Genomic DNA, 16,864 nt, shown 5'->3' with positions numbered 1-16,864 from the left:
CAGTGGCAAGCTGTCGGGATGACGTTGTTGGGACCGGCCGAGGTGCGCGAGCTGGCCACGAGGCTGGGCGTGCGCCCGACCAAGACGCTCGGGCAGAACTTCGTCCACGACGCCAACACGGTCCGGCGCATCGTCCGCGCGGCCGACCCCGCCCCGACCGATGTCGTGGTCGAGGTCGGCCCCGGCCTGGGCTCGCTCACGCTCGCCCTGCTGCCGGAGGTCGAGCGGGTACACGCGGTGGAGATCGACCCGGCGCTCGCGGCGGCGCTGCCGGCGACCGTCGCCAAGCACGATCCGGAGCACGCCGACCGGCTCCACGTCATCAACCGCGACGCCATGAAGGTGCAGCCGGAGGACTTCGGCGAGTCGCCCACCGCGCTGGTGGCGAACCTGCCCTACAACGTCGCCGTACCGGTCGTGCTGCACCTGCTCGCGACCCTGCCCGGCCTGCGCCACGGCCTGGTCATGGTGCAGAAGGAGGTCGCGGACCGGCTCACCGCCGGGCCGGGTTCGAAGGTCTACGGGGTACCGAGTGTGAAGCTCGCCTGGTACGCCGAGGCCCGCCAGGCCGGCCGGGTACCGCCGGGTGTGTTCTGGCCGGTGCCCAATGTCGACTCCGGCCTGGTGGCGTTCACCCGTCGCGAGCCGCCGGCCGAGGTGGACCGTGACCAGGTCTTCGCCGTCGTCGACGCGGCCTTCGCGCAGCGGCGCAAGATCCTGCGGGGCGCGCTGGCCGGCTGGGCGGGCGGCCCCGACGAGGCGGAGCGGCTGCTGCGCGCCGCCGGCGTCGACCCCGGCGCCCGCGGTGAATCTCTGTCGGTGGAGCAGTTCGCCGCCATCGCCGCGGCGGGCGGAGGGTCGGTGCCGGGCGGCCGGGCCGGTCGTGCTCGAGGCCGCGGGTAAGGTTTGCGGCGTGACGGAACCGCTCGACGAGGAGGAGTACGAGCGGCCCAGGCTGGGTTCAGCGGGGCCGGTTCGGGTCCGCGTGCCCGCGAAGATCAACCTCCACCTGCATGTCGGCCCGGTCCGACCCGACGGCTACCACGAGCTGGTGACCGTCTACCACGCCGTCTCGCTCTACGACGAGCTGTCGGCCCGCCGCGGCGACCGGCTCACGCTCACCATGGAGGGTGAGGGCGCCGGCGAGCTGACCCTCGACGACGACAACCTTGTCCTGCGCGCGGCCCGCGCGCTGGCCCGGTACACGCGGCGGCAGCCGCTGGCCCGGCTACATCTGCGCAAGCAGATCCCGGTCGCGGCCGGTCTGGCCGGTGGCAGCGCCGACGCCGCGGCCGCGCTGGTGGCCTGTGACGCTCTCTGGGGTACCAACCTGGGCCGCGACGAGCTGGCGGTGGTGGCCCGCGACATCGGTTCGGACGTGCCGTTCCTGGTCCTCGGTGGCACCGCCCTCGGTACCGGCCGTGGCGAGCAGGTCAGCCCGGTCCTGGCCAGCGGGCACAGCTGGCACTGGGTGGTAGCGGTCGCGGGTGTCGGCCTGTCCACCCCGACGGTCTACCGCGAGCTCGACCACCTGCGCGGGGACGGCGCCGCGCCGGCCTCGGTGGGCGCCCCCGACACGCTGCTCGCCGCGCTCCGGCAGCGAGACCCGGCGGTACTGGCCGCCGCGCTCGGCAACGACCTCCAGGACGCCGCGCTGTCGCTGCGCCCCGAGCTTCACCGCACGCTCGACGCCGGCCACGATGCCGGCGCGCTCGCCGGCATCGTCTCCGGCTCCGGGCCGACCTGTGTGTTCCTGGCCACCGACGCCCGACACGCCGAAGCCCTCGCCAAGGAACTCGTCGACAGCGGCTCCTGCCGGTCGGCGCAGCCGGTTCACGGCCCCGTCGCCGGGGCACGGGTGGTGTAGTGGCCAACATCGTCAACCTCGACCGCGTCAGCAAGGGGTACGCGGCGGGTCAACTGCTCTCCGACGTCTCCCTCGGGCTCGACGACAGCGACCGGATCGGTGTCGTCGGGCTCAACGGCGCCGGGAAGTCGACCCTGCTGAAGCTGCTCACCAAGGCGATCGAGCCGGACACGGGCCGGGTCACCCACCGTCGCGACCTGCGGGTCGCCGCGCTGCCGCAGACGCTCGACCTGCCGCCGGGCGCGACCGTACGCGACGTCGTCATCGGTACCGCCTGGCTGCCCAAGGGCTTCGGCGCCGAGCACGAGTGGGCCGGTGACGCGGGAGTGCGTACGGTGCTCGGCGGCCTCGGCATGCCCGACCTGGGCCTGGACGCGCTGGTCGAGCCGATGTCCGGTGGCGAGCGGCGCCGGGTCGCGCTGGCCGCGCTCCTGATCCGCGAGTCGGACCTGCTCATCCTGGACGAGCCGACCAACCACCTGGACATCTCCGGGATCAACTGGCTCGCCGCGCACCTGCTGCGCCGGCGCGGCGCGCTGGTCGTGGTGACCCACGACCGCTGGTTCCTCGACGCCGTCGCCACCACGACGTGGGAGGTCGGCGAGGGTTCGGTCCGCGCCTACGAGGGCGGGTACGCCGCCTGGACCCTCGCGCGGGCCGAGCGCGCCCGGGTCGAAGCGGCGACCGAGGCGAGGCGGCAGAACCTGCTCCGCAAGGAGATCGCCTGGCTGCGCCGGGGACCGCCGGCGCGGACCAGCAAGCCCCGGTTCCGCATCGACGCGGCCAACGCGCTCATCGCCGACGTGCCACCGGTACGCGATCAGGTGTCGTTGCAGCGCCTGGCCACCGCCCGGCTCGGCAAGCAGGTGTACGAGCTGGACGACGTCTCGGTGAGCCTCGGCGCCAAGTCGCTGCTCGACGGGGTGACCTGGAACATCGGGCCCGGCGACCGGATCGGCCTGGTCGGCGCCAACGGCGCGGGCAAGTCGACCCTGCTGCGGGTGCTGACGGGGGCGCTCCCGCCCGACGGCGGCCGGGTGCAACGCGGCCAGACCGTGCGGCCGGCGTTCCTGTCCCAGGAGCTGCGCGAGCTGCCGCTGCACCTGCGGGTGCTGGAGGCCGTCGAGGAGGTGGCCCGGCGCGTCACGCTGGGCGACCGGGAGCTGTCGGCCGCCCAGTTCGCCGAGGTGTTCGGCTTCTCCGGCGCCCGGCTGTGGACCCCGGTGGGCGACCTGTCGGGCGGCGAGAAGCGGCGACTGCAGCTGATGCGGCTGCTGGCGGCCGAGCCCAACGTCCTGCTGATGGACGAGCCCACCAACGACCTGGACATCGACACGCTCGCGGCCCTGGAGGACCTCCTCGACACCTGGCCCGGCACGGTCATCGTGGCCAGCCACGACCGGTACCTCATCGAGCGGGTCTGCGACACCGTGGTCGCGATGTACGGCGACGGCAAGGTCCGCGACCTGCCGGGCGGGATCGACGAGTACCTGGCGACGCTGGGCACGCCGATCCCGGAGCCCGGTGGTAGGGCGACGACGCCGCAACGGCCCGCCCCGGCCGAGGCCGGAGACGGCCTGAGCGCGGGGGAGCTGCGGGCGGCGAAGAAGGAGCTGGCCCGGCTCGAGCGCCTGATGAGCAAGTTGGACCAGCGGGAAGTGGGCCTGCACGAGCAGCTGGCCACCCACGCCACCGACTACGAGAAGGTCGCGGCCCTCGACGCGGAGCTGCGGGCGGTACGGGACGAGCGCTCGGCCACCGAGGAGGCGTGGCTGGAGCTGGCGGAACGGGTACCCGAGGCATAGCGACCGCTGTCATGGGGAAGAATGCACCCCATGGCGCATATTCCGATCAACCACCCCCTGCGGCCGGTCTACCGCGCGCTGTCAGGTCTCATCGGGTTGTACGTGTTGATCTTCGGCATCATCGGCTTCATCCAGACCAGCGGCCTGGACTTCTTCGCCCGGCACGGCGAGTGGGTGCTGGGCCTGCGGACGAACCCCGCGTTCTCGATCCTGTCGATCATCACCGGCCTCGCCGTGCTGGCCGGTGCGGTGGTCGGGCGGAACCTGTTCGTCCTGATCAACCTGGCCGCCGGCGGCGTCTTCCTGATCGCCGGGATGGCGATGATGACGCTGCTCCGGACCGACGCGAACATCCTCGCGTTCTCGATGGTCAACTGCATCATGTCGTTCATCTTCGGCATGGTCTTCCTCGCCGCCGGCCTGTACGGCAAGGTGGGCACGCCCGAGGACGCGGAGGCCGAGACGGCCTTCCGGACCGGCGAGCCGGCGCACCAGTAGCAGCCGGTCGCGGTCAGCGACGTCGCGCGGTGATGAGGGACGGCTTGGACTCGAGGTGGGACAGGCCGTTCCAGGCCAGGTTGACGAGGTGCGCGGCCACCGTCTCCTTGCGGGGTTTGCGCACCTCGAGCCACCAGCGCCCGGTCAGGGCCACCATGCCGACGAGAGCCTGGGAGTACAGCTCGGCCAGCTTCGGGTCGTACCCCCGGGTCTTGAACTCGGCACCGAGGATGTGCTCGACCTGGTGGGCCACGTCGTTGAGCACGCTCATGAAGTTCCCGGTGCCCGACATCACCGGCGCCTCGCGTACCAGGACGCGGAACCCGTCGGTCTCGCCCTCGATGTAGTCCAGGAGCGCCTCGGCGGCCTGTTCGAGCAGCTCACGCGGGTGTCCCGCGGTCAGGGCCGTGGTGATGCGGTCCAGCAGCGCCCGTACTTCCCGGTCGACGACGACCGCGTACAGACCCTCCTTGCCGCCGAAGTGCTCGTACACGACGGGCTTGGACACCTTCGCCCGGGACGCCACCTCCTCGATCGAGGTGGCGTCGAAACCGCGCTCGGCGAACAGCTGCCGGCCGATCGCGATGAGCTGCTCACGCCGCTGCGCGGACGACATCCGTACCCGCGAAGGGGGCTTGGCCGGGGGTGACGCGGGCTTGGCCGGGGGTGAAGCGTCACCGCCGCGCGGCGTGCGAGGCCGCGCGGCGGTGGACGGAGACTGGCCGTTATTCGAGTTGTCGGTCACAAGTTCATCGTGCCAGGCGAGCGAGTCGCTTGGCGTCCAGCCGGTCGGCCTTTGGCCAGCGGACGTTCGTGGCCCAGCCCAGCTTCTCGCAGATCCAGATGAGCCGGGCGTTCATGTCGATCTGACCCTTGTCCACGCCGTGCCGCGCGCAGGTGGGGTCGGCGTGGTGCAGGTTGTGCCAGCTCTCACCGAACGACAGGATCGCCAGCGGCCAGAAGTTGCTGGCCTTGTCGCCGTCGCGGGTCTCGAAGGGGCGCTCCCCGTACACGTGGCAGATCGAGTTGATCGACCAGGTCACGTGGTGCAACACGGCGATGCGGACCAGGCCGGCCCAGAAGATCCCGGACAGCGCACCCTGCCAGGACCAGGTCACCAGGCCCCCGATGAGGCCCGGCAGCAGTACCGAGGTCGCGACCAGCGCAGGGAAGGCCCGGTCGATGCGCTGGATGTCCTTGTCGGCGAGCAGGTCCGGTGCGAAGCGCTCACGGTTGGACAGCTCGCGGTGGAACAGCCAGCCGACGTGCGCGTACAGCAGGCCCTTGGTCAGGCCCCAGACGTTCTCGCCGTACCGCCACGGCGAGTGCGGGTCACCCTCGCGGTCGGAGAACGCGTGGTGGCGCCGGTGGTCGGCCACCCACTGGGTGGGGCTGCCCTCGATCGCCAGCGAGCCGGCGACGGTGAGCGCGATCCGCAGCGGCCGGTTGGCCTTGAACGAGCCGTGGGTCAGGTACCGGTGGAAGCCGGTCCCGATACCCATGCCGCTGATCACGTACACCGTGATGGCCATCGCCACGTCCAGCCACGACAGCCCCCAGCCCCAGGCGACCGGCACCGCGGCGATGACCGCGGCGAACGGCAGCGCCACGAAGGCCCAGAGTGCGATCAGAATGCCGGCGCTCTGCTTGCCTTCGGTCAGCGGCTTGGCTGCGGATGACGGCGGAGTCGGAGGCGGAGAAGGGATCTTGTCGAGGACTGGAGCGGACATGGCACCTCACAGGGGGTGGGGAAACAATGCGTCCTACCTACGTTACCGTAACCTACGGTGTCGTAGGAAGCAGTGATCGGACGGTAATTGATCCGGTTCGGGGTGCCTTTTCATCGATGCATACGCCGCTTACCGGTCGTCAGCATGGCGCTACCGGCCGCCCGCCGCGGCGATGAGATCGCACCGGATCTGCTCCAGCACGTCGCCCAGCACGCCGAGCTCCGGGTCGCGCTTCGCGGCCCGCGGCGCGACCTCCTGGAGCATCGACGCCGCGGCGATCGCCAGCCGGAAGGCGTCGTCGGCGCGGTCGTCGGCGAGCAGGCCTTCGATCTTCGCGGAGAGGTCGGCGAGCGTCTCGGGTGTGGTGTCCGGCAGGAGGTACCCGCCCAGACCCGGTGGGTACGGCACCTTCTCCCGTAGTTCGCGGAGCGCGGTGACGACGGCGTCCTCGTCGCTGATCTGGTCGAGCAGCCCGATCAGGACGTACAGCCGCGCCACCAGCCGCGGCCGGCCCGGCCGGCGTTCCAGCCACGCGAGCAGCTCGCGCTCGCCGCCGAGATGGTCGATGATCCGTTGCATCGAGGCCATGATCTCGGTCGGCGCGGTCCAGTGCAGCGGCAGCAGATGGGCCACCTGGTCGGCCAGTCTGGCCTCGCCCTCCTCGTTCAGCTTGCCGGCGGTGAAGGCGTCGACCAGATCCGCGTCCAGCTCGAACTCGGCTCTTGACGGCTCTTCGTCGGCGGGCACGGCGCTGTGCCTTCCCCCCGTCGACGGCCGGAAACGTCGCCCGGCGGAAGCCCTACAGTGCCAGTTCGATGCCGAACTTCTTGACGACGGCGCTGTTCCGCTCCGTCCGTACGGTCATCATCAGGTCCCCGGACTCGCCGGTGATCTTGATCGTTGTGGCCGTGACGCCGTTGCCGGCGCAGACCTCCGCGCGCTGGCAGGTGCCGGCCCAGCCGGCGGCCAGCCGCATCAGCCGGGTGAGCTCGCCCCGGTCGATCGAGGGGTCCGTCGCGACGGCCGGGGGGAACTCCGGTGACCGGGCGTTGAGCGCGGCGACGCACTGGTCCACGATCGGCCGCAGGCGGGCACCAGGCGCCACCGCCGTCGTCAGGTCCAGGGTCTGTACCCGCGGCGGCTTCTCCGGGGTCAACCGGATCTCGACCCGTACCCGGCCATTCGGGCCCCGCAGCCACCAGGCGCAGTGCGACGGCGAGTCGTGTACCGGCTCGATCCCCTCCTCCGGCCGCAACTCGCCGACCTGCTCGCGGATCCGTTCGATCCGCTCCCGCCGCCGGGAGATCGGCTCGTCGAGGTCGACGTTGCCGGCGAACCAGCGGGCCGCGATCGTGTCGTCCCACGTATTCAGCAGCCGTTCGATGTCGGCGCGGGCCTCGCACGTGGCCTGCCATGCCCGCCGGCCGTGCGGCGGCGGTCCGCCGGCGACAGTGCGGTGCCCGGTGTCCAGCAGTGCGTTCAGCATGTCGGTGGCGGCGGTACGCGCCGCCGAGTAGGTGCTGTTGCCCAGCACGATGACCCCGAGGCGCCGCTGGGGATGCCAGCGCATGTGGCTGCCGAAGCCCGGGTAGCCGCCGCTGTGGAACACCACCCGCCCGTACCGGGTGTCGTCCTCGACGAACAGCCCGTACCCGTAGCTGCGCGACGTCAGCACCGACCGGTCCGCCAGCGGCCAGGTGTCCGGCAGCAGCGGTACGCCGTGGTGCGGTTGCTGAAGCTCGCGCCGGCTGGCCCGGGACAGTGGGTGCGCGTCGTCGTTGTCGTCACGCGGCGGGAAGGCGTCGATCATGCCGGCAACCCAGCGGGCGAGGTCAGCGACGGTACTGAAGAGGCCGCCCATCGGGGCGAACGCCCCGTACGCCTCGAACGGCACCTCTTCCCAGCGCTCGCCGAGCTTGCGGTAGCCGCGCGCCAGCTCCGTCTCCGGTACGCCGCCGGCGTCGAAGACGGTACGGCCGAGTCCGAGCGGAGCGAGCAGGTGTCCGGTCACGAAGTCGCGGTACGGCTCACCGGCCGCCGCCGCCACGACCCGGCCGAGGATGGCGTAGCCCAGGTTGGAGTACTCGAACCTGGTGCCCGGCGCCCACGCGAAGCTCAACCCGCCGCGCAGGAGTTCGGAGAACGCCGGAAGCGGCAGGCTCTGCTGCCGGTCGCCCCACGGGTCGTCGGTGGGGAACCCGCCCGCCATCGTCAGCAGGTGCCGGACGGTCAGTGCGGGGGAGTCGGCCGTCGGGCCCTTGAGCCCGGCCAGCTCGGGTACGTACCTCTCCGCGGCGTCGTCCAGCCGCAACGCGCCGCGGTCGCGCAGCAGCAGGACGGCCGAGGCGGTGAAGCTCTTCGTCATCGACGCGATCCGGAACACCGTGTCGGCGTCCGGCGTCGGTCCGCCCGGCCACCGCTCGCCGATGCCGCCGGAGTGGACCAGTTCGCCGTCCGCGACGATCCCGTAGGCGATGCCGGGCTGCCCACCCGCGTGCTGGAAGGTCTCCGCGACGGCGGCCGCGGCCGCGATCCGGGCGGCGGGGAGCGGGTCAACAGCCATTTACTCGATTACCCCTTACCTCGGTGGTCGCCAGGAGAACCTACCTGGCGACCACCGAGGGTGAGCGCGAAACTCACCGGGCGAGGGCCGCGTGCATCTCCCACACCAGGATCTCGGCCGGCTCGGTCGCGGTGACCCGCTGCCCGCCGGTGGCGGTGAAGCGCACCGCGTCACCGGCGGCCAGGCCGCCGGTGCCATCCAGGGTGACGCTGCCGCGCGGCACGAACAGGTGCAGGTACGGCGCGTCGGGAAGCTCGACGCTCTGGCCCGGCAACAGGCGGGCCGCGTAGAGCGCGGCGTACCGGTTCTTGATTCGGATGGCGGACTCGCCGTCGTGCTTGTCCATGCCGGACGCGACCGGCACCAGGCCGCCGGCGAGCAGTTCGTCGGAGATCTCGAGCTGCTCGTACCCGGGGGTGATGCGGGACTCGTCGGGCACCACCCACATCTGCACGAAGTGCACCGGTTCGGTGTGCTGCTCTCCCTGCAGTCGCCAGGAGTCGTTCTTCTCCGAGTGCAGGATGCCCGTACCGGCGCTCATCCGCTGGGCCAGGCCCGGGTAGATGATGCCGGAGTGGCCGGTGGAGTCCTGGTGCACCAGGGACCCGCGCATGACCCACGTGACGATCTCCATGTCACGGTGCGGGTGGGTCTCGAACCCGGCTCCCGGCGTGACGATGTCGTCGTTGTTGACCAGCAGCAGACCGTGGTGGGTGTTGGTCGGGTCGTAGTGGCCGCCGAACGAGAACGAGTGCTTGGAGTCCAGCCAGTCGATCCTGGTGGCGAAGCGCTCGTTGGCGCGGCGCACGTCCACCTCGGGACTGAGAAGGGCGCTGCTCATGCCGAAATCCTCCCTGCTACGCGCCTTGTTGCGCACCGGCCCGGGTACGGCCGGGCTCAGGCGACCTTGATGGCGGAGACCTCGAACTCAAGGGTGATCTTGTCGCTGACCAGCACGCCGCCGGTCTCGAGTGCGGCGTTCCAGGTGACGCCGTAGTCCTTGCGGTTGATGACCACCGAACCCTCGAACCCGATCCGCAGGTTGCCGAACGGGTCCTTGGCGGCGCCCTCGTACGTGAACTCGACGGAGACCGGCTTGGTCACGTCCTTGATGGTGAGGTCGCCGGTGACCCGGAAGGTGCTCTCGTCGATCGGCTCGACGGCGGTCGAGACGAACGTGATCTCCGGGTACTTCTCCAGGTCCAGGAAGTCGTTGCTGCGCAGGTGCCCGTCGCGCTGCTCGTTGCGGGTGTCGATGCTGGCGGCCTTGATGGTCACCGAAACGCTGGAGCGGCTCGGGTCGGCGCCGTCGACCGTGGCGGTGCCCTCGAACTCGTTGAACGAACCGCGAACCTTGGTCACCATCGCGTGGCGGGCGACGAACCCGATCCGCGTGTGGCTGGCGTCGAGCGCGTACTGGCCGGTGAGCTCGGTGAGCGGGATGATGGCGGTGGTCATCGAGAACTCCTTTTTCCATGATCTGTCATGTACTTGCCTCTCAACGTACATGATGCATCATGTATTCCGCTAGAGTGGTCCGTATGACAGAAATCCGGTGGCTCGGCGACAACGAGCAGCGCGCCTGGCGCGGGTACCTGCGGATGCAGGGCCGGCTGGGCGCCCGGCTCAACCGTCAGCTCCAGATCGACTCCGAGCTGTCCCTCGCCGACTTCGACGTGCTCGTCCACCTCACCGACGTGCCGGAGGCGCGGGTACGCGTCGTCGAACTCGCACGGGCACTGCAATGGGAGCAGAGCCGGATGTCCCACCAGATCGCCCGCATGCAGAAGCGCGGGCTGGTGGTACGCGAGGAGTGCCCGGAGGACCGCCGGGGCGCCTTCGTCGTACTCACGCCGTCCGGTCGGCGGGCCATCGAGACGGCCGCCCCCCGGCACGTCGAGACCGTACGCCGACTGTTCTTCGACCGGTTGACCGAAGATCAGGTCCGTACCCTCGGCGCGATCTCCGACCAGGTCCTCGGTGCGCTGGACGAGGAAGAGGCGACCGGCTCGTAGTCAGACCGGTCTGTTTGTTCATAGGCTTCTGGGTATACGGGGGCCTGAGAGGAGTGTCGCGATGCCACAACCGCAAGGCCGCGAGCTGGAGGCCGTCCGCGAACGTCGGGCCCAGCTTCGGGAGAAGTACCTCCAGCCCACCGCCGGCCGCCCCGCCACCATCGCCCGGGGCGTGCACCACGTCGCACTGATCTGCCGGGACGTCGAGGAGACCATCCGCTTCTACCAGGAGGTCCTCGGCTTCCCGCTGGTCGAGCTGGTGGAGAACCGCGACTACAGCGGATCCAGCCACTTCTTCTTCGACATCGGCAACCGCAACCTGCTGGGCTTCTTCGACTTCCCCGGTCACGACCACCCGGCGTTCACCGAGACCATCGGCGGCGTCCAGCACATCGCCATCTCGGTGGACGCCGAGCAGTTCGCCGCGGCGAAGGCCAGGTTCGACGAGGTCGGACTGGAGTACCTCGGCCCCGACCGCGGGGTGGACAACAGCCTGTACGTGCGCGACCCCAACGGGGTCGGCATCGAGCTGTACTGCGAGGAGCTGGGCCTGTTCGAGGGCGAACCGCTGCTCTGACGGCGTTTCGGCTTCTGGGGTTCCGGCGCTCCGGCTAGGGCTTTCGGCGGGCCAGCGGGGCCGGCTCGGCGGTCTCCGGCTTGCGCTGGGCCGGTGCGGTGGCCGCCGGATTCGGCGATGCCGCCGACGGCGCCGCGGTCGGCTCTGATGGCACCTGTGCCGGAGGCGTCGCTGTCGGTGCCTCCGGCGCCGGTGCTGTCGGCTCCGACGGTGCCTGCGGTGCCTCCGCTGCCTGTGACGGTGGCTTCGGCGCTTCCGGCGCCTGTGCCGTGCGCTCCGGCACTGCCGCCTGTGGCTTCGTCGGCCGTTCGGGCGTGGCCACGTTCAGGTTCGTCGGCGGTTCCGACTGTCCCAGTCGGAGGGTCGGCTGCTCGGTCTGAGCAGTTTCCGAAGTTTCCTGCGCGCCGCCCGAAGCTCCCTGCGCGCCCGCTGGCGCCATGGCGGGTAGTTGCTGGGTGACGATGTCCGATTGCGACGGTGTGACCGAGGTACGGGCGGGCGCGGCGTTGCCCAGCAGTACGCCCGTGGCCCGCGCCGCGCCGCCGACCAGCAGGCCGTTTCCGGGCTGGCTGCCGACGTAGTGCTGGATGTCGTCGTAGTGCCGGGTGTCGTCGTCGGCCGCGAGAGGGCCGTCGGGCCTCGAGCGGCGGGCCCGCCAGACCATGAAGCCGAACACGCCCGCGCCGAGGAGGACCAGCACGATGCCGGCCACGATGAGCCAGAGCGTCGAGGAGGTCACGCTCCTGCCCGCGGCCTGACCGTCGGTCCCCGCCTCGGCTGCGCTGCCCGGGTCGGATCCCGGCAGGGGATCCTCCGCCTGGCCGGTGCCGCCCTGCACGCCGGCCGCTGCGGCGGCAGCGGAACCCGACCTACCCGGCGTGGCCCCGGCACTGGCACCGGGTGCCGCGGCCCCGGACGGCGCGGGGGTGACCGGACCGGCGCCGGGGGCGGGCGGCGTCGCGGGGGAGGAGGGGGGCGGAGGCGGTGGCGCGGTGACGGTGTAGGTCGTGAACGCCACCTGGCTGTTGCCGCCGCCGCCCCCACTGCTGGCGCTGACGAAGTGGTTGCTGTTGCCGCTGTACGAGGCGGCAGGAGGCTTCGCCTGCAGCGTGGCGACGCATACGTCGCCGTTCGGCTCGGGCTTCGCGCGACCGAGGTCCGTGCGTCCGTCCCAGCGGAAGGTGATCGTGGCCGGACACTCGTTCTGCTTCGGGAACCGGTACGTGGCCGTGAAGTTGGCATCCGGCGTGCCCTTGCCGGGGCTGACCGTGATCCGGGACTCGGGGGCCGCGAAGGCGGGCAGAGCGTCGACCGCTACGCCGGCAGCGACGAGCAGGCCGGCTACCACCAGGCGATGAGTGCGCACCGGGAGATAATGCCGCATGCATCGTCATCTGGCGATGGCCGGGCTGGTCGGTGTCAGACGCGATACGAATCTATGCGTTTAACCGTGTCATTTCGTGGCGGGCTGTGTATCCACGGCGTCAGGCGGTGACGATGGAGCCGTGGTGGCGGGCGTCGAACGGCGGGTCCGCCAGTGGAGAACGCCGAATGCACCGGCGCCGGCGACGAGTACCAGTACGCCGATCGCGGTGAGCGATCCGGTTGACGAGGCGGTGTCTTCGGCGGGGTGCTGATCGACGGCGGCGGGTGCGGGCCCGGCCGATTCGGACGCCGCTGCCGACCCGGCGTTGGCCGCCGGCAGCGGCGTGCTGATCGCGCTGGCCGAGGCCTGTCCACGGGGGGTCGGTGCGGAGGTCGCCGGCGGTCGGGTCACCGTACGGGTCGGGGTGGCGGCGGGAGTCGGGCTCGGCAGCGGCGTCACCGTGTACGTGGTGGAGAGGCCGACCACGCTGATGGTGTGCGTGCTGACCGTGCGGTACAGGGAACTGCTGGCTGGTGGCGTCGCGCGCAGCGTCGTGACACACCAGTCGCCGTCCAGCACCGGACTGGCGCTACCGAGGTTCGGGCCGCCGTCCCAGGAGAACCGGTACGTGGGTTCCCCGCAGATCCGCACCTCGGGCATCCCGATCACCTGGTGGCTGGAGTACCGGTACGTGACGGTGAACGGATCCCTCGGGCTGCCCTGGCGCGGGCTGACGGTGAGGCTGGCGTCGGTGACCGCGTACCCGGCTGGGGCGTCGATGGCGACGACGCCGCCGACGACCAGGCCGGCTACCAGTAGACGAAGAGCGTGCACGGCAAGATCATGCACTGGCATCGGTGGCTGTTGGTCACCAGGTACGGCATGGCTCGGTCAACCCAGCAGCCAACCGATCGATGCGAGCGTGAGCATGGACAGCGCTGTGCTGACGATGACCGTCCCACGCGCCACCGAATCGGCTTGACCGTACTCCCGCGCGAAGATGTACGCGTTCTGCGCGGTGGGCAGGGCCGCGCAGACCACCAGCGCGAGCAGGTCGGCCGGGCGTAGTTGCGCGAGCAGTCCGAACAGGTAGGCCAGCAGCGGCTGGACCAGCAGCTTCAGGATCGACAGCCATAGGACCTCGGTCCGTTCGCCCACCGCACCCGGGCCACGCACCGTCAGGGACAGGCCGAGGGCGACGAGGGCGGCGGGCACGGCGGCGTTGCCCAGCAGGCTGAGCGGCCCTGCAATCGCCGGTGGTGGATACCAGCCCAGCGCCGAGCAGAGCGTGCCGGCGGCCAGACCGAGGATCACCGGGTTGCGCAGCGGCAGAGTCGCCAGTCGGGCCGGCCGGAGTCCGCGGTCGGCGTCCCGGTCCAGGAGCGTGAGGACCAAGGGAGTGATGACCAGTACCTGGAACAGCAGCACCCCCGTCAGGAAGGCGGCATCGCCGAGTACCTGTATCGCGACAGGGATGCCCAGGTTGGCCGAGTTCACGTAGCTGGAGGCCATCGCGCCGACCGTGGCCTCGCCGGGCTTCCGGCCGAAGAACTGTCGACTGAGGACGAACCCCAGGGCCATGGTCACGACGGTACTGCCGGCGAAGGCGACCAGTGCGGGCCCGCTGAACGACAGCCGAGTCCGGGCGAGAACGGTGAACAGCGCGGCCGGCATCGCGAGGTGGAAGACGAAGCCGCCCAGTGCTCGGTCCGCCCCTTCGCCGAGCAGCCGGAGATGTCCGGCCAGGAAGCCGAGCAGCGTCAGCGCCCAGATCGGAACGAACGCTTCGATCAAGAGCGATCCATCTCAGCTCCTCCAAGAGCGATCCATCTCAGCTCCTCGCGCCGGCACGATCGCGTTCGGCCTGCTCGCCGCTAGGTGGAACGCGTTCCAGTTCGCCTCGGGAAAGCATGCCATCGATCGCGGCACGTCCTTGTCCCCATCTCATGTGCGCTCCTCGGCGAGGTCGAGCGGGACGGTCGGGCGTGACCGTACCGACTCCAGGAAGGGATCGCCTCCGGATTGTCGCCAAGTTTCCGGTGTTACCCGGTGGATGTTGACCTCGCGTCCGAGGCGCTGTTCCGCAGTGCGAGCGGCGTCGTACAGATCGTCCTCGTCCGCGTCTCCGACCACGAGTACGTCAATGTCGCGAGGGATGGCGCCCGCCTCGCCGCGGTAGCGAGCTGCCCAGGATCCGTAGATATGCGCCTCGTCCACATCCGGGACGCGGGAGAGTAGTTCGCTGATGACCGGCAATGGCCCGTATGTAACTGCCAGGAGGTCGGTCAGTGGCCGCGCTACGACGGTGTCGATCTTGGCGCGCAGAAGGCGCAGATTCCCCGTTCGCCTTTCTTCGATCAGTCCTGCCTCGGTTAGTCGGTCCGCCTCGCGGCTCGCTGTGGGCTGCGATACTCCGAATCGCCTGGCTAGGTCGGTCGCTGAGTACTCATCGCCGGGGTGCAGGAACAGCCAAGCCAGCAGCTCACCCTGGAACGGCGAGCGCAGCAGGGGAAGTAGTCGGGACGATGCATGCACATCGTGAATACTAGCATTCAGGATGTGCATGGAGGTCTACTGGCGCGCGGCGATCCTTCGTTGATCGGTTGTCGGGTGCGCTCTCGATCGCTAGTTGGGTAGTCTTCAGGGGCCGTGGTAACAACGGTCGGCCGTGGTGAAATCGGCATCACCTTCGCCTTTGGAGCGAATGTTCCAGGTTCGAACCCTGGCGGCCGAGCCATTCCTCAAGCCCGCTTTGCGGTCTTAGTGGTTCTGAGACCGGCGCCGCCCAGCAGTAGGTGCGTCACCTCGCGAACGCCGAGGGGGCAACGTCAACCGGCGTGGGCCGATTGTGGCTGACTACGATGACGGTGTCCGACTCCGACCCCCATCGAGGGAGCAGCACGTGCACCCTGAGCAGGCAGATTCAACCAGCTCCCGGACCCTGATCGTTCTCGCCGCAGGCGAGGGCAAGCGGATGAAGTCGTCGCTGCCGAAGGTGTTGCACCCTTTGCTCGGCCGTACCGTGGTCGGCCACGTGCTGGAGGCGGCGCGTGAGGGGCTCGGGGACGGCCGGGTTCTCGTGGTGGTGGGGCACGGCGCGGACCAGGTGCGGGGGCACCTGGCCGAGATCGCCCCGGCGGCGGCGACGGTCCTGCAGTCCGAGCAGCGGGGGACCGGGCACGCGGTACGCATGGTCATGGAGGCCGTCGGTGACCTGACGGGCAGCGTCGTGGTCGTCAACGGGGACTTCCCGCTGGTCCGCCCGGCCACGCTCGCCGGACTCGTCGCCGGTCACGAGGAGGCCGGTGCCGCCGCCACGATCCTGACCGCCCAGGTGCCCAACCCGACCGGCATGGGTCGCATCCTGCGCGGCGCGCTGGGCGGGGTCGAGCGGATCGTCGAGGAGCGGGACGCCACCGCCGAGCAGCGCGCGATCCGCGAGATCAACGCGGGGGCGTACGTGTTCGACGCGGCGGTGCTGCGTCAGATGCTGGGCAAGCTGGGCAGCGACAACGACCAGGGCGAGGAGTACCTGACCGACGTGATCGGTCTGCTGGTCGCCGACGGCTACTCGGTGGCGGCCCACCAGGCCGTGGACGCCACCGAGGTGCTCGGCTGCAACGACCGGGCGGAGCTGGCGGTGCTGCGGGCCGTGCTCCGCGACCGGATCAACACGTACTGGATGCGCTCCGGCGTGAGCATCATCGACCCGGCCACGACCTGGATCGACGTGACGGTGACGATCGGCCGCGACACGGTCGTGGAGCCGAACACGCACCTGCGCGGCGCGACGAGCGTCGGAGAGAGCGCGGTCGTCGGGCCGGACACGACGGTCGCCGACAGCGTGGTGGCCGACGAGGCGGTCGTCGTGCGGGCCCACGTGCAGGGCGCGGAGATCGGCCCGAAGGCGCAGGTCGGCCCGTACGCGTACCTGCGGCCGGGTTCGAGGCTGGCGACGAAGGCCAAGGTCGGCACGTTCGTGGAGACGAAGAAGGCCGAGATCGGCGAGGGCGCCAAGGTGCCCCATCTGTCGTACGTGGGCGACGCGACCATCGGCGAGCACACCAACATCGGTGCCGCCACGGTGTTCGTCAACTACGACGGCGTCGACAAGCACCACACGACGATCGGCAGCCACGCCCGTACCGGGGCGGACAACATGTTCGTCGCGCCGGTACAGGTCGGCGACGGCGCGTACACGGCGGCCGGCAGCATCATCACCAAGGACGTGCCGCCGGGCGCGCTGGGGGTGGGCCGGGCGCAGCAGCGCAACATCGAGGACTGGGTGCCGCGCAAGCGCCCCGGTACCGCGGCGGCCACGGCGGCCGAGGCGGCAAGGGCAACCGAAGCCGCAACAACCGGCGACGCTACGGTTGACAGTGAGGTAAGTCATCCGCCTACCACGTCCCCCGAGGTCGGGCAGCGGCCTGGCGAAGAATAACT

At 70.6% G+C, this 16,864-nt stretch carries 17 protein-coding genes and 1 tRNA gene; 8 read left to right on the top strand and 10 right to left on the bottom strand.

Annotated elements, in window-relative coordinates; translation table 11 throughout:
- Positions 1 to 18 precede the first annotated feature (18 nt).
- Genes rsmA through Pme01_RS04230 form a run of 4 tightly spaced genes read left to right on the top strand, consistent with a single transcriptional unit; the run spans position 19 to position 4,170 of the window.
- Complete coding sequence (gene rsmA, locus Pme01_RS04245; RefSeq protein WP_168112562.1) at positions 19 to 903, top strand: 16S rRNA (adenine(1518)-N(6)/adenine(1519)-N(6))-dimethyltransferase RsmA; 885 nt, start codon at positions 19 to 21, stop codon at positions 901 to 903.
- A 10-nt stretch (positions 904 to 913) separates the two neighbouring features.
- On the top strand, positions 914 to 1,867 hold the full coding sequence (locus Pme01_RS04240) for a 4-(cytidine 5'-diphospho)-2-C-methyl-D-erythritol kinase (protein WP_168112563.1): 954 nt from the start codon (positions 914 to 916) through the stop codon (positions 1,865 to 1,867).
- Complete coding sequence (locus Pme01_RS04235; RefSeq protein ID WP_168112564.1) at positions 1,867 to 3,672, top strand: ABC-F family ATP-binding cassette domain-containing protein; 1,806 nt, start codon at positions 1,867 to 1,869, stop codon at positions 3,670 to 3,672. Before Pme01_RS04240 ends, Pme01_RS04235 begins: the two co-directional genes overlap by 1 nt.
- Positions 3,673 to 3,702: 30 nt before the next feature.
- Positions 3,703 to 4,170 carry a DUF4383 domain-containing protein gene (locus Pme01_RS04230; RefSeq protein ID WP_168112565.1) on the top strand — a complete coding sequence of 156 codons (468 nt, stop codon included), beginning with the start codon at positions 3,703 to 3,705 and terminating at the stop codon, positions 4,168 to 4,170.
- 13 nt (positions 4,171 to 4,183) lie between these two features.
- Here Pme01_RS04230 and Pme01_RS04225 read toward each other — a convergent pair whose 3' ends face one another.
- The 6 genes from Pme01_RS04225 to Pme01_RS04200 all read right to left on the bottom strand — a co-directional run bounded on the left by Pme01_RS04225 (position 4,184) and on the right by Pme01_RS04200 (position 9,921).
- Positions 4,184 to 4,915 carry a TetR/AcrR family transcriptional regulator gene (locus tag Pme01_RS04225; RefSeq protein WP_168112566.1) on the bottom strand — a complete coding sequence of 244 codons (732 nt, stop codon included), beginning with the start codon at positions 4,913 to 4,915 and terminating at the stop codon, positions 4,184 to 4,186.
- A gap of 4 nt (positions 4,916 to 4,919) precedes the next feature.
- Entirely contained in the window at positions 4,920 to 5,900 is a 981-nt protein-coding gene (locus Pme01_RS04220; RefSeq protein WP_168112567.1) for an acyl-CoA desaturase, read from the bottom strand.
- Positions 5,901 to 6,050: 150 nt separating this feature from the next.
- A complete protein-coding gene (locus Pme01_RS04215) occupies positions 6,051 to 6,647 on the bottom strand; it encodes a hypothetical protein (protein ID WP_203935424.1) in 597 nt (198 codons plus the stop codon).
- Between the two features lie 52 nt (positions 6,648 to 6,699).
- Positions 6,700 to 8,463: a serine hydrolase domain-containing protein gene (locus tag Pme01_RS04210; RefSeq protein ID WP_168112568.1), complete on the bottom strand. Its 1,764-nt coding sequence runs from the start codon at positions 8,461 to 8,463 to the stop codon at positions 6,700 to 6,702.
- A gap of 73 nt (positions 8,464 to 8,536) precedes the next feature.
- Positions 8,537 to 9,304: a pirin family protein gene (locus Pme01_RS04205; RefSeq protein ID WP_168112569.1), complete on the bottom strand. Its 768-nt coding sequence runs from the start codon at positions 9,302 to 9,304 to the stop codon at positions 8,537 to 8,539.
- A 56-nt stretch (positions 9,305 to 9,360) separates the two neighbouring features.
- Positions 9,361 to 9,921 (bottom strand): YceI family protein, encoded by a 561-nt coding sequence (locus Pme01_RS04200; RefSeq protein ID WP_168112570.1) that lies wholly within the window; start codon positions 9,919 to 9,921, stop codon positions 9,361 to 9,363.
- Positions 9,922 to 10,004: 83 nt separating this feature from the next.
- On the opposite strand from Pme01_RS04200, the gene Pme01_RS04195 reads away from it, so the two are divergent.
- Both Pme01_RS04195 and Pme01_RS04190 read left to right on the top strand, forming a co-directional pair.
- A complete protein-coding gene (locus Pme01_RS04195; protein ID WP_168112571.1) occupies positions 10,005 to 10,478 on the top strand; it encodes a MarR family winged helix-turn-helix transcriptional regulator in 474 nt (157 codons plus the stop codon).
- 61 nt (positions 10,479 to 10,539) lie between these two features.
- Positions 10,540 to 11,055: a VOC family protein gene (locus Pme01_RS04190; RefSeq protein ID WP_168112572.1), complete on the top strand. Its 516-nt coding sequence runs from the start codon at positions 10,540 to 10,542 to the stop codon at positions 11,053 to 11,055.
- 34 nt (positions 11,056 to 11,089) lie between these two features.
- On the opposite strand, the gene Pme01_RS04185 is transcribed toward Pme01_RS04190, so the two are convergent.
- From Pme01_RS04185 to Pme01_RS04170, 4 genes are all read right to left on the bottom strand, one after another.
- A complete protein-coding gene (locus Pme01_RS04185; protein ID WP_168112573.1) occupies positions 11,090 to 12,421 on the bottom strand; it encodes a hypothetical protein in 1,332 nt (443 codons plus the stop codon).
- An 87-nt stretch (positions 12,422 to 12,508) separates the two neighbouring features.
- The gene (locus Pme01_RS04180; protein ID WP_168112574.1) at positions 12,509 to 13,255 is read right to left on the bottom strand and encodes a hypothetical protein; all 747 of its coding nucleotides are present in this window, start codon (positions 13,253 to 13,255) and stop codon (positions 12,509 to 12,511) included.
- Positions 13,256 to 13,312: 57 nt separating this feature from the next.
- A complete protein-coding gene (locus tag Pme01_RS04175; RefSeq protein ID WP_168112575.1) occupies positions 13,313 to 14,215 on the bottom strand; it encodes an AEC family transporter in 903 nt (300 codons plus the stop codon).
- Positions 14,216 to 14,365: 150 nt separating this feature from the next.
- Positions 14,366 to 14,986: a MarR family transcriptional regulator gene (locus tag Pme01_RS04170; RefSeq protein WP_203935423.1), complete on the bottom strand. Its 621-nt coding sequence runs from the start codon at positions 14,984 to 14,986 to the stop codon at positions 14,366 to 14,368.
- A 97-nt stretch (positions 14,987 to 15,083) separates the two neighbouring features.
- Here Pme01_RS04170 and Pme01_RS04165 point away from each other — a divergent pair.
- Positions 15,084 to 15,158 (top strand) — tRNA-Gln (locus tag Pme01_RS04165).
- Positions 15,159 to 15,323: 165 nt separating this feature from the next.
- Entirely contained in the window at positions 15,324 to 16,862 is a 1,539-nt protein-coding gene (glmU, locus tag Pme01_RS04160; protein ID WP_168112576.1) for a bifunctional UDP-N-acetylglucosamine diphosphorylase/glucosamine-1-phosphate N-acetyltransferase GlmU, read from the top strand.
- The last annotated feature ends 2 nt before the right edge of the window (positions 16,863 to 16,864 follow it).

Source organism: Planosporangium mesophilum (assembly GCF_016863255.1).
Lineage (GTDB): Bacteria > Actinomycetota > Actinomycetes > Mycobacteriales > Micromonosporaceae > Planosporangium > Planosporangium mesophilum.
Note: the sequence above shows the minus strand (reverse complement) of the source record. Positions and strands in the feature narration are given on the sequence as shown.